Genomic DNA, 12,259 nt, shown 5'->3' with positions numbered 1-12,259 from the left:
ACCTGTCGATCCTCCCACCCGAGGACGCGCGACGGCCGGTGTGGATCTACTGCGTTCGCAGTAGATCCACACCGGCCGCATGACACACCGGGATTCTGGCTGTCCCGGGCTACTTGACCGAACCGCGGGTGACCCCGCTCACGACCCACTTCTGGGCGATCACGTACACGACCAGGAGCGGTGCGAGGGCCATCAGATACGAGGCGAAGGCCACGGGGTAGTTCGTGTTGAACTGGCCCTGGAAGATGAACTGCGCCAGCGGCAGTGTCTGCGCCGAGGGGTCGGACAGCACCACCAGCGGCAACAGGAAGTCGTTCCACGCCCAGACGCAGGTGAGGATGCCCACGGTCGCGTTCATGGGGGAGAGCAACGGGAAGATCACCTTCCAGAACACCGTCCAGGTGCTCGCCCCGTCGAGGCGGGCGGCTTCCTCCAGCTCGACCGGAATGGAGTTGATGTACGCGACGAAGATGAAGATGTTGAACGACAGCCCGTAGACCGTGTACAGCAGGATCAGGCCAACGGGAGTGTCGATGCCGAGCACCGCTGTCTCCTTGACCACCGGCAGCATGATGATCGGGAACGGCACGAAGATCGCGGCGAGGAAGTAGAAGTACAGCCCCTTGAAGAACTTCCTGTGCATGTTGCGTGCGATCGCGTAGGCCACGAGCGAATTGGTGAGCAGGGTGAGGAAGACCGCACCGACTGTGATCAGGGCCGTGTTAAGCAGGGCGCGCGGGAAGTTCGTGAGTTCGTAGGCATCCGCGAAGTTCTCCCAACGGATGCTCGTAGGCAGTTCGAACCCGGTGCCGCCCAGTTGGTCCGGCGTCTTGAGGGCGGTGACGACGGTGAAGTACAGCGGGATGAGTACGGTGAGCGAGCACACCGCGATGAGTGCGGTCAGCCACCAGTTGGTGCCGCCGTTGCCGCCGTCGATGCGTCGGCGGGTGCGCGGTTTCGCGATGCCGGCATCCTGCAGGTTCGGCGTCGGCGACGCGGTCGGGGTGGTCAGGGTATCGGTCATGAGAAGCTCGCCTCCCGGCGCTGCAGGAAGCGCAGCTGGACGAATGAAACAATGATGATGACGAAGAGGTAGATGACGGCGTTGGCCATCTGGTACCCGTACTCTCCGCCCTGGAAGCCGCCTCGGAAGATGACCAGGGCGATAGATTCGGTGGACGTGCCCGGACCGCCCGCGGTGAGCGCGACGATCTGGTCGAAGACCTGCAGGAACGACTTGAACGACAGCACCATGTTGATGGTGAAGTATGCACCGATGAGCGGGAACGTAATCGATCGGAACCGGCGCCACCCGGATGCGCCGTCGATGGACGCAGCCTCGTACAGGTCTGCGGAGATGGTCTGCAGGCCGGCCAGATACAGGATGACGTTGAATGCCGCTGCCTGCCACACCGTTGTGATCACGATGCCGACCCAGGCGAAGTCCGGGCTGGCCAGCAGGTTCGTGGCCAGACCTGGCATCCCGATGGCCGTGAAGATCGCCGGGAAGGAGTTCGCGAAGAGGTAGTTGAAGACGTATCCGATGATCAGGATGGCCAGCACGTATGGGATGAAGAAGACCCCGCGGAAGGCCGCCTGGAACTTGATCTTCGAGTTCAGTCCGAGGGCGATGGCCAGGGCGATCACGTTGACCAAAACCGTGGAGACGATCGCGAATCCGAAGGTGAACCCGTAGGAATTGAGCACGCGGTCGTCCTGGAACAGGTTGACGTAGTTGGACAGCCCGACGAAGTCCCAGGTGCCATAGCCGGCGTAGTTGGTCAGGCTGAAGAACATTCCAGAGAGCACCGGGACGGTGTGCAGGCCGAAGAAGATCACAACGGCCGGCACCACCATCCAGTAGAAGGTGCGCGGGGTGCGGGCGAACGACGACCGGGCGGATGCCGGTGCCGATACTGCAGGTTCCGGCCGGTGTTTCTTGATCCGGACTGATGTTGTCGACGTCATCGTCATTTCCCCTGTCTCTGAGTAGTCGTGCGGGCCGCGACCTTGCTCCATTCGGAGTCCAGGTCGCTCAGGAAGGTTCCGGAATCGCCGCTGATCACGAGCGATTGCAGGAGGTTCACGAGCGGCACCGCGGCGGGAATCTGATGATCGATGAAGCCGACGATCTTCCCGGCGGTGAAATAGGGTTCGAGTCCGGCCAGGGCGGTGTCCGTGTTGGGGGTGGCGTTCGCCAACGGCGAGAACGTGCTCTGAGCCTCGGAATATCCGGTGACGACCGCGGGAGACATGAGGTAATCGACGAACTTCTGCGCTTCGGCAGGATGCGCGGTGTCCCGGCCGATGGCGATCCCGACATCGACACCGGAGACTACGACGCGGGCGTCGGCGTCATCGGTGACCGGGTAGGGGAACGACCCGATGCTCGCCTGGGGATTGTTGGCACGAATGGCAGGAATTGCGTACGAGCCCTGAAGGTACATCGCGGATTCGCCATCCGCGAAGGCCTTGTTGCCTGCGTTGTAGTCGCGGCTCGCGAAGTTGTCCTGGCAATAGCTGAACAGGGTGACTTCCTTCTGGGCCGCGGTAGCGAAGTCCTTCTGGAACGAGACTGTGCCCGAGGAAACGTTGGAGCCTTCGGCACGGAGGGCGTCGAAGAATCCGTTCGGCATCAGCGTTCCGCCGAGGTTAACGAACGCGGGGGCGGCGGTCCACGCGTCTTTCAGGGTGCAGAAGAAGGGCGAGACGCCGTTGGCTTTGAACTTCTCGGCTGCCGCAACAAGCTCTGTCCACGTGGTGGGTACGGTGACGCCGTTCTGGGCGAAGATGGTCGGGTTGTACAGGATGCCGGAGGCGTTGCTGGCGAAGGGGAGTGCGTTCACTTCCTTCCCGCCGTCGGCGGCGCAGGTTCCGAGCGCCTGGACGATGTTCTGTACGGCGGGGTTGACCGTCGCTGCCACGGGGGTGGCGGCCAGGTCGGCGAAGATGCACGCCCGGGCGAGTTCGCCGTAGTTGCCGTTGGCATTGAGGGTCAACACGTCGGGCACCTTGTCCTTCACGAGCAGGGTGCGGATGGCGGTGTCCGGGTCTGGCACGGAGTTCTGGATAACCCGGATTCCCGGGTTCTCCGCCTCGAAGTCGTCAATGATCGACGCGAACTCCGTGACGGCTTCCGGCTTGAACTGGAAGAAGTTCAGCGTGACGATGCCGGTATCGGGTGCGGAGCATCCGGAGAGTCCGACGAGAGTCGCGGCTGCGACGACCACGGCGGTTGCCGTGATCCGTCTGCGATGCCGGAGCCCGGTGCGGTTGGTGTTTCTCATTGCGCCTCCTTGCGCTTGGTTCCGCCTCAGGCGGAAGTGATCTCGATGATGACGAGGTGTTCGGGAAAGAGGACCGGTCCTTGCACGCCGATGGTGCGCAGGGCCCGTCCCGTGAGGGTCAGCGGCTGGTGGGACCAGGACAGGGGCGACTGGCCGGCGTCCGGGCCGGTGGATGATTCGACGAGCATTCGGACCTGATAGCGGGACTCGTCGTCGAGACCGGCGAACCGGAGCGGACCGACCGGGTAGAAGGAGCTCGCGCGCACCTGGGTGAAGACGAAGAGTGCGGTGCGCTGATCGGAGGACACCACTCCCCGGAGGTCGACGGCCGGATCCGGGTGGTCGACGTGGACGGCGGTGCCGGTGTGGAACAGGTGGCGACGAGACTTGTACAGGTCGATCCAGACGGCCAGCTCAGCGGACTCCGATTCGGTGAGGGTGGTGATGTCCCACTCGATGCCGAGGTGGCCGAGGACGGCCACGCCGGCCCGGAGCGAGAGATCGTGCCGGCGCCCCGTGGAGTGTGACACCGGGCCGCCGATGTGGGCGCCCATCAGTTCATAGGGCACCAGGAGGCCCGTGTACTTCTGGATCGTCAGTCGTTCGATCGGATCGATGCAGTCACTCGTCCAGATGCGATCCGTATGGTCGAGAATGCCGAGATCGACGCGGGCTCCGCCTGAGGCGCAGCTCTCGATCTCCAACCCGGGATGACGCGCCTTCAGTTCGTCGAGCAGGTCGTAGAGGGCGACGACGTTCTCGTGCACCGCGGCCCGGCCGGTGCGGGTGCTTCCCGCGTCGACGAGGTCCCGGTTGTGATCCCACTTCAGGTACCGAATCGGGTATTCGGACAGGAGGGCATCGAGCCGCTCGAGAATGTAGCCGTGTGCATCCGGGTGCGACAGATCGAGGACCTGTTGTTGACGCCCCTCAACCGGGAAACGGCCCCCGGGCTGCAGGATCCATTCCGGGTGGGCTCGCGCGAGTTCGGAATCGGGATTGACCATCTCCGGCTCCACCCACAGCCCGAACTGCATGCCGAGTCCTGTCACTCGTTCGATGAGCGGGGAGAGTCCATCGGGCCAGACGTCGTCGTCGACGTACCAGTCACCCAGTCCGCTCGTGTCGTCGCGACGACCGCGGAACCAGCCATCGTCGAGCACGTACCGTTCCACGCCGACCCGGGCGGCGGCATCCGCGAGCCCGAGCAGGCGATCGAGGTCGTGGTCGAAGTAGACGGCCTCCCAGGTATTGAGGGTGACCGGACGTGGGGTGGCCGGATGCGTAGGGCGGGCGCGGAGCCGCGAGTGGATGCGCCCACTCAGTTCGTTGAGGCCGTGGCCCCAGGAGGCGATGACCGTGGGAGTGGTGTAGCTCTGTCCTGGACCCAGCTGAATTTCACCGGGCGCGAGGAGCTCGCCGGCCTGGAGGAAGACCGACCCGGTGACGAGTTTTTCGGCGGCAAGCCGGTGGTTGCCGCTCCATGCGAGATGGACCGCGTGCACCAGCCCGGCTTCAAACCCGAAGCCGGGGGCTCCTGCGCACAGCAGCAGAGTGGCATCGGCACCCGGCCTCCCCTTTCGGCTTTCACGTTCGTGCCGTCCGATGGTGAACGAGTGCCGTTGCGGAGTGCGTTCCCGCAGGTGCCGGCCGCTCGTATCGAGGATTTCCGCGGCCGTGCCCGGCAGAGGCACGGTGAGGCAGAGGTCTTCGAGCTGGTAGTCGTCGAGGCCGGCGTTGGTCAGCGTGAGCACCTGGCTCAGTACACCCGCTGAGTCGATGTCCAACCCGAGACGAAGTGTCAGACCGGCATCGGCGTCGATCGCCAGCAGGACGAGCTCGGACGGGCCGCTCTCCATCCCCGTCACGCAGAAATTCGGAGAGAACGAGCGTCCATGCCGGCTACCGCGAAGACCAGGAGTGCCCTGCCAGCCCTCAGACTCCTGAGGCAGCACCGTCAGGCGCGCGGGCTCATCGAGGCCACCGGAGACCCGTTGCGGAAGGGAAGCCACGACGATCGCCTGGGCCTCGTCGGTGGAGAGGTCACCCTGGTCTTCGCCCCAGTGCACAACGGCAGGGAATCCGCCACCGTCGAAATCGAGGATGACGCTGGTACCGCCGTTGCGGAGGTGAAGGACAGTGCTGTCGTGGTGCATGTGTTATTTCTATAGTGGAAATAACCTAGTGTCAAGATCGAGTTTCCGGCACAGTGGTTGGAGTCATTCGACATCGGGTCTCTGATTGAGGCCATTTGGGAGTGAAAATGCCGGTCATTATGATTCATAATGGAAATAACGAGCCGGTTGAGACGGCTGCATATTCTGAGCGGAGGGCGCGGTGACGACTGCGCATCGGAGTGACGCCCTCACCGGCCCCGCGCGGGACCTGGCACGGGAAGTACTCATTCATGGCCCCATCACGCGGAGTGAACTGGGCCGCAGGCTCGGGCTTTCGCCGGCCACACTCACGCGCCTGAGTAAGCCTCTGTTGGATGAGGGGCTCCTGGTCGATGCTCCCGAAACGATCGAACGGTCGATCGGTCGTCCCGTACGGCCTCTCGATGTGAGTGTCGATTCCCAGCGTTTCATCGGCGTCAAGCTCACCGCCGGAGAGGTCTTCGCCGTGGCCACCGATCTCCGGGCAAACCTCGGAGCCGAATGCGTCATCGAGCTCAGCGGCCATGAGCCATCCCAGGTCGTTGCGGACATCGTGCGGGCCACGGTGGAGGTCGGTGGAATGGACGGTGTGACGGCGATTGGCGTGACGGTCGGAGGCCAGGTGGGCCGGTCGCGCTGGGTGGAGCGGGCACCGTTCCTCGGTTGGAAGGGTGTCGATCTGGGTGGACTGCTCCACGACGCACTGGGCGTCCCGGTGGTCGTGGAAAACGACGTCGTTGCGCTCACGGCGGCCGAGCACTGGTTCGGGATCGCCAAGGGAATAGAAGACTTCGCGGTGCTGACCATCGGTGCGGGGGTCGGCTATGGGCTTGTCATTCACGACCGACCGGTTGTCAACAGTGACACCGGCCTGGGCCTGGGCGGGCATTTTCCCCTCGATCCCACGGGCCCACTCTGTGCAGAGGGGCATCGCGGGTGTTCGACCGCCATGCTGTCGATTCCGAGCATGACGGCCAGCGCCCGCGTCGGGCTGGCACGCGATGTCGGCTACACCGAGCTCCTCGATCTGGCGGATGCGGGGGACCCGGTTGCCGCGCAGGTCGTCGGGTCAGCGGCCCGGTCGCTCGGTCGCCTGATTGCGGCGACCGCCAATCTCGCCATGGTTCAAACCATCGTGTTGTCCGGCGAGGGCGTCGGCCTTGCCGATCGGCAGCTGCCGCGCATCCTTGAGGCGTCGCGTGCCGATCGCGACCCGGACGCCGTACCGGTGCGCATCCTCGTCGACCGCTCCGGATTCACGGCCTGGGCGCGGGGAGCGGCGGCCGTCGCTATCCAGGCATCCTTCGCCTGAATCGGACCGGTTGATGCGGGGCTCGCGCTCTCGCGTCACCGCACACGCGCGAGCCCCTCGCCCGTCCCGAGAAGCGGGCGGTACGAAGGGCTCGCAACCCCGGAGTGTGGCCCAGGGCTAAAGGCGGGTCCGCCTGCCGGAACCCTCGTTCGTGTCGACGACCCGGATCAACCCGGTGCGTACCGAGAGGACCGGCTCCGCTGTCGGGTTGGCGCCCACGGAGAGCGACTCGTCGAGCATCTCCTTGTTGAGCGACTGTTCGCCTTCCGCCTCGTCGATGTGGGTGGCGAGCGGCTTCTCGACGACGAACATCAGCAGCACGGCGGCGACCAGAACGAGCGGCACCATGAACAGGAAGATCGGGGCGAGCGCGTCGTTGTAGGCGTTGACGATGATCGTACGGGCGGCTTCGGGCAGGGCGGCGACGAGCGCCGGGGTGAGTGAGTTGGTTCCGGTGCTGCCCGTGCCGCCGGCCGGCAGGTTCGCCGAGAGGATGTCGGTCAGCCGAGAGACGAACAGGCTGCCGACGATCGCCGCGCCCAGGGACGAGCCGATCTGGCGGAAGAAGTTGTTCGAGCTCGTCGCGGTTCCGACGATGGCCCGCGGGAACGAGTTCTGCACGACCAGGGTCAGGATCTGCATCGAGAGGCCGAGTCCGAAGCCCATCACGGCGAGGAAGGCGCACATGATCCAGATATAGGTGGTCGCTGTCAGGGTGGAGAGCAGGAACAGGCCGAGGGCGGTGATGAACATGCCGATGATCGGGATGACCTTGTACTTGCCGGTACGGGGCACGATCTGGCCGGAACCGATCGACGAGATGAGCAGGGCACCCATCATCGGGATCATGAGCAGGCCGGCATCCGTGGCACCGACGCCGGTGACCATCTGCAGGTAGGTCGGCATGTAGGCCAGCGCCCCGAACATGGCGACACCGGTGATGAGGCCGGCCGAGGTGGTGAGGTTGAAGTTGCGGTTCTTGAACAGCTTCAGCGGGATGACGGGTTCTGCTGCCCGGTTCTCGATGAACACGAAGAGACCGGCGAGCACAACCGTCGCCACGATCAGGCCGATGATGACGGGCGAATCCCAGTCATAGGTATTGCCGCCCCATGTCGTGAAGAGCACCAGGCTGGTCGCGGCGAGGGCGAGGACGATCATGCCCGCGTAGTCGATGCGGGGCTTGCTGTACTCGCGCTGGGGCAGCTTCAGGAAGAAGACGGCGGAGGCGATCGCGATGAGTCCGAGGGGGAGGTTCATCCAGAACGCCCAGCGCCAGCCGGGACCGTCGGTGAAGTAGCCGCCGAGCAACGGGCCCGCGACGCTTGAGACGGCGAAGACGGCGCCCATGATGCCGGAGTACTTGCCACGCTGGCGGGCGGGAACGACGTCGGCGATGATGGCGAGCGCGAGGATCATCAGCCCGCCGCCACCGAGGCCCTGAACGGCGCGGCCGGCGATGAGGGTGCCCATGGAGTCGGCGAGTCCGCCCATGACGCTGCCCACCAGGAAGATCGAGATCGCCCCGACGAACAGCCACTTGCGGCCGACGAGGTCACCGAGCTTGCCGTACACGGGCATCACGATGGTCGAGGCGAGGATGTATGCGGTGGTGACCCAGAGCATGTGTTCGACGCCGTTGAGCTCGCCGACGATGGTCGGCAGCGCGGTGCTGAAAATGGTCTGGTCGAGCGACGACAGGAGCATCGCCACCATCAGGCCGGCGAAGACGAGCAGCACGCTGCGGGTCGACGGAACACCTGCCTCTTCTGCTTGCTTGGGTCGGGTGAGGACGGTCGTCATGTGAGTTTCTCCAGTACGGTTCTGAGCGTCGCGATGGCGCGCTCGTAGGTTTCTCGGGGGGCAGCGGATGCCGGTGGCCCGGTGGTCGGATCCGGATCGCTCGCCCATTTCTTCATGGTGATTCGCACGGTGGCGAGGGAGACGCCGAGGATGATGCGGGCCTCGTCGAGGTGCTCGGCCTCGCTCTGTTCTGCGAAGCGTGCGTCCTTCGTCAGCCAACCGGCGATGATCGCACTAAGGCGGTCTTCGAGCTCGGCGACGCGCACCATCTGGCGGGTCATCAGCTGCGGGTATTTGCGGATGACGTCGCGCTTGAGGTCGGACTTGATTCCGCCGCCTGTGGCTTCGAACAGCGCGGTGATCAGATCGAACAGGGCGAGGAAGACATCCTCGTCGCATCCGCGCACTCTGTCGAGCTCGGCCGACACGGCGACCTCGTCAATGCCCAGGACGGCATCTTCCTTGGTCGGGAAGTAGTTGAAGAACGTGCGGGTGGACACGCCTGCCCGGTCGCTGATCATTTCGATGGTCGCGGCGTCGAGCCCGCGTTCGAGCGCGAGCTCTGCCGCCGCGATGTGGATGACCTCGGAAGTCCGCGCACGCTTGCGCTCGCGGAGCCCGAGGCCGGAAGAATTGTTCATGAATGCATTATTGCACACTGCGCAACACTGCGCGGTTGCATTATTGCGTGCAACGCAAAAAGTCACAGGAGTCTCGCAGGATGCCGCACGCGGCGGAGACTGCCCACTGCGCCGGCACGTGTTGGTTCTACGCTGGAGGCATGCCTGAACTACTCTCGGTCGTCGCAGTGATCGGCGGGATCGCTGCCGTACTCGCGAGTCTGATCGCGCTCGCCGCCCGTGCGCGGCGACGCGGTGCTACGGGTGCGGGTATTGCGGGAGCGATGGCCGCCTACGATGAGGCGTTCCACGGCACCGCGCACGACACCTACGTCGAGGTGCAGGCGCAGGCGGACCGTACGGTGCCGATTCCGGCGCCGGACGATCGCTGACCTGCGGGCGCGCTGCATCCTTAGCCCCGGGGCAGACCTCGTAGTCTGGACAGTGACGAGGTGCCGAGCGAGAGGACGGGTATGCCCAGGATCACTGCTCCGACCGTTGCCGAGCATCGCGTTCGCCAGCGTGCAGCCCTCCTCCACGCTGCGAGGGAGCTCCTGATCGCCGGGGGAGTCAGTGCCGTCACTCCTGCAGCCGTCGGTGCTGCGGCCGGATTGTCTCGTCCCAGCGTCTACGAGTACTTCTCCTCCGGTGCGGACGTCCTGGTCGCCGTGATCGAGGATGCCTTCCCGCGGGCCAATGCGGAACTCCAATCGGCTTTGGACTCGGTCACGTCTGCGTCGGAACGGCTCGACGTCTACGTCCGGGTGACGTTGCGGTTGGCGGCGGAGGGCGTGCATCGGCCGGTGGCGGCGCTCGCCGCAGCCCAGCTGCCTGCAGAATGCCTGGCGCGCCTATCCGCGTTGCACCGCGAACAGGCGGCACCCTTCATCGAGGCGCTGCGCGAGCTCGAGGTGCCTGAGCTCAACATCACGGCCCGTCTGCTCGGGGGCGTGCTCCAGGCGGCCATGGCCGCGATCGAATCGGGCGCCTCGCTGCCCGTGGTCACTGAGCGAACCCTGGTGTTCGTCCGGTCCGCGGTGGCGCCAGCTCTCTAGCCGCAGCAGGCTGCAGCTGAATCAGAGCTTCTGCGGGTAGATCGTCTCCCCGCGTTCGAGCATGGAGACGAACTTGGCGATGTTTGCAGCGCGGGTCGCGGGTCGCTTCACACCGCTGATGCGGAAGAGAATGGCAAAGCGGTTCTGCGATGAGAGCCTCGAGAACAGGTCCGCGGCCAATGGGCTGGCGTCGAGGGCGGACTTGAGGTCATCGGGGACCGGACTGTCCTTCTGGCGGTAGGCGGCTTCCCATCGTCCGTCGGCCTGGGCACGCTCGATTTCCGCGAACCCGGTCGGTCGCATCCGCCCGGCTTCGATCAGTTGTTCGACGAGGTCCCGGTTGCGCTGGGACCACATGCTCCGGGGTCTGCGCGGGGTGAAGGCGCGTAGAAAATAGTCATCGTCGTGGGTGCCGGCCTGCCCATCGATCCAGCCGAAGCACAGCGCCACCGTGAGTGCCTCGTCGTAGCCGATGCCCGGTGCGGAGGAGTTCTTCTTCACGAGCTGCAAGCGGATGCCGGCGTGATCGATGTTCTCCTCGAGCCAGGCTTCCCAGTCCCGCACGGTGGCGAACAACAGGATGGGCTTGCCCGAGTTTTCCGCCATGGCTCCCATCGTAGAGATCACCCGGATCTCGCTGAATAGGATCGAGGAGTGATCGGACACATTGATGAGGTCGTCATCGACTGCAGGGACCCCAAGGCGCTCGCGACGTTCTGGGCGAGCGTACTCGGCGGCGAACCACGCGGGCGGGACACAGCCTGGTGGTACATCCTGCCTCCTGGCTGGACGCAACTGTCGTTCCAGAAAGTACCCGAGGCCAAGACCGTGAAGAACCGGCTGCATCTCGACGTGCGTGTCGACGATATTGCGGCGGCGACGGACCAGGCCGAACAGCTCGGAGCGCGCCGGATCGGTGAGGCGCATCACGATATCGCCGGATCGTTCCAGGTGCTGCAGGACCCCGAGGGCAACGAGTGGTGCGTGGTCAGACCGGCCGCCGCGCATGACTGAGTGGGAGCTCGACGGGGACGGCCCACTGTGTCCCGTGTGTGGCATCGAGATGCTCGCCGACGGCGTGGACACGGCTGAGGGTCTCGAGTCGTGCCATCGGTGTCCGCGGTGCAAGCTCGTCGTTGTCATTTAGCCGGAACGACGGGCCAGTGCAGTCGAGAGCGAGAACGAAATCGGTTCGCGGGGGGCTGATACGTTGACGACATGAACGAATTTTCCGTCGGCGACGAGATCGCGGCATTCGTTGCCGAGCGCGACTGGGCGCAGTTCCACACGCCGGAGAACCTCGCGAAGAGCATCTCCATCGAGGCGGCCGAGTTGCTGGAGTGCTTTCAGTGGGATGCCGAGGCGAGCCCCGAGCGCGTACGGGAGGAATTGGCCGATGTGCTGACCTATTGCCTCCTTCTTGCCGAGCGGATCGGCGCTGATCCGAACCAGATCATTCTCGACAAGCTCGCACTGACGCGGGAGAAGTATCCGGTGGACAAGTCGCGGGGGCGAAGCACGAAGTATGACGCCCTGTGAGACTAGACGCCTAGCTCTTTAGAACGGGGTGGAGTCGTCGGGGTCTTCGGGTGTGGGATCCAGGTTCCAGACATCCACGAACGGGACCGGTGGTTTCGGTGCGGGTTTGGGTTTCCGGGGTGGTCTCATATCCGCGNGTTTCGGTGCGGGTTTGGGTTTCCGGGGTGGTCTCATATCCGCGGAGGGTTCGACGATGTAGCTGTACCCGGCCGGGGAGGTCCATTCGATGCGGCCGTCGCCGAGGTGTCTCGGCGTCCACCGGGTGTAGCTCTTCACCGCGTGGTGATACGGGCAGAGGTGGGCGAGGTTCATCGCGTCGGTCTCCCCGCCGTGCTGCCACTCCACACTGTGGTCCAGATCGGATCGTTTGGCGGAGCGCCGGCAGCCCGGGAAGGTGCAGGTTTCATCGCGCACCTCGAGCCACTTCTTCAAAGCCGCGGGCGGTTTGTAGGTGTCGCGTCCCATCGAGAGCACGACGCCGGTTTCC

Annotated in this window: 13 protein-coding genes; 5 read left to right on the top strand and 8 right to left on the bottom strand. The window is 64.8% G+C overall.

The window, feature by feature from the left end; all coding sequences use genetic code 11:
• Window positions 1-109: 109 nt before the first annotated feature.
• From E3O50_RS05340 to E3O50_RS05325, 4 genes are read right to left on the bottom strand one after another with little or no spacing between them, the layout of a single operon-like run.
• Window positions 110-1,024: a carbohydrate ABC transporter permease gene (locus E3O50_RS05340; protein ID WP_134445769.1), complete on the bottom strand. Its 915-nt coding sequence runs from the start codon at window positions 1,022-1,024 to the stop codon at window positions 110-112.
• Window positions 1,021-1,968 carry a sugar ABC transporter permease gene (locus tag E3O50_RS05335; RefSeq protein WP_134558819.1) on the bottom strand — a complete coding sequence of 316 codons (948 nt, stop codon included), beginning with the start codon at window positions 1,966-1,968 and terminating at the stop codon, window positions 1,021-1,023. The genes E3O50_RS05340 and E3O50_RS05335 overlap by 4 nt, the downstream gene beginning before the upstream one ends.
• Window positions 1,969-1,970: 2 nt before the next feature.
• Window positions 1,971-3,287 (bottom strand): extracellular solute-binding protein, encoded by a 1,317-nt coding sequence (locus E3O50_RS05330; RefSeq protein WP_134558818.1) that lies wholly within the window; start codon window positions 3,285-3,287, stop codon window positions 1,971-1,973.
• 26 nt (window positions 3,288-3,313) lie between these two features.
• Entirely contained in the window at window positions 3,314-5,443 is a 2,130-nt protein-coding gene (locus E3O50_RS05325; protein WP_134558817.1) for an alpha-galactosidase, read from the bottom strand.
• A gap of 406 nt (window positions 5,444-5,849) precedes the next feature.
• Between E3O50_RS05325 and E3O50_RS05320 the strand changes: the two genes are divergently transcribed.
• The gene (locus E3O50_RS05320) at window positions 5,850-6,755 is read left to right on the top strand and encodes an ROK family protein (RefSeq protein WP_241975320.1); all 906 of its coding nucleotides are present in this window, start codon (window positions 5,850-5,852) and stop codon (window positions 6,753-6,755) included.
• Window positions 6,756-6,872: 117 nt separating this feature from the next.
• On the opposite strand, the gene E3O50_RS05315 is transcribed toward E3O50_RS05320, so the two are convergent.
• Window positions 6,873-8,558, bottom strand: coding sequence for an MDR family MFS transporter (locus E3O50_RS05315; RefSeq protein ID WP_134558816.1), 1,686 nt, complete (start codon window positions 8,556-8,558; stop codon window positions 6,873-6,875).
• The gene (locus E3O50_RS05310) at window positions 8,555-9,199 is read right to left on the bottom strand and encodes a TetR/AcrR family transcriptional regulator (protein WP_134558815.1); all 645 of its coding nucleotides are present in this window, start codon (window positions 9,197-9,199) and stop codon (window positions 8,555-8,557) included. The genes E3O50_RS05315 and E3O50_RS05310 overlap by 4 nt, the downstream gene beginning before the upstream one ends.
• 140 nt (window positions 9,200-9,339) lie before the next feature.
• Here E3O50_RS05310 and E3O50_RS05305 point away from each other — a divergent pair, with 140 nt between their 5' ends.
• Entirely contained in the window at window positions 9,340-9,570 is a 231-nt protein-coding gene (locus E3O50_RS05305) for a hypothetical protein (protein ID WP_134445762.1), read from the top strand.
• Window positions 9,571-9,651: 81 nt separating this feature from the next.
• Window positions 9,652-10,233 carry a TetR/AcrR family transcriptional regulator gene (locus tag E3O50_RS05300; protein ID WP_134558814.1) on the top strand — a complete coding sequence of 194 codons (582 nt, stop codon included), beginning with the start codon at window positions 9,652-9,654 and terminating at the stop codon, window positions 10,231-10,233.
• 21 nt (window positions 10,234-10,254) lie between these two features.
• Here the strand turns inward: E3O50_RS05300 and E3O50_RS05295 are convergent, their stop codons facing one another.
• Window positions 10,255-10,839, bottom strand: coding sequence for a YdeI/OmpD-associated family protein (locus E3O50_RS05295; RefSeq protein WP_174774605.1), 585 nt, complete (start codon window positions 10,837-10,839; stop codon window positions 10,255-10,257).
• 48 nt (window positions 10,840-10,887) lie between these two features.
• Here E3O50_RS05295 and E3O50_RS05290 point away from each other — a divergent pair, with 48 nt between their 5' ends.
• Window positions 10,888-11,247: a VOC family protein gene (locus tag E3O50_RS05290; protein WP_134445760.1), complete on the top strand. Its 360-nt coding sequence runs from the start codon at window positions 10,888-10,890 to the stop codon at window positions 11,245-11,247.
• 204 nt (window positions 11,248-11,451) lie between these two features.
• Window positions 11,452-11,772 carry a nucleotide pyrophosphohydrolase gene (locus tag E3O50_RS05285; RefSeq protein WP_134445759.1) on the top strand — a complete coding sequence of 107 codons (321 nt, stop codon included), beginning with the start codon at window positions 11,452-11,454 and terminating at the stop codon, window positions 11,770-11,772.
• An 18-nt stretch (window positions 11,773-11,790) separates the two neighbouring features.
• Here the strand turns inward: E3O50_RS05285 and E3O50_RS19590 are convergent.
• A partial coding sequence (locus E3O50_RS19590) for an HNH endonuclease signature motif containing protein (RefSeq protein WP_166790981.1) occupies window positions 11,791-12,259 on the bottom strand: 469 nt, incomplete at its 5' end.

This window comes from Cryobacterium sp. MDB1-18-1, from assembly GCF_004402735.1.
Classification (GTDB): Bacteria; Actinomycetota; Actinomycetes; order Actinomycetales; family Microbacteriaceae; genus Cryobacterium; species Cryobacterium glucosi.
The sequence above is the reverse complement of the archived record's forward strand: the minus strand, read 5'-3'. Positions and strand labels throughout refer to the sequence as shown.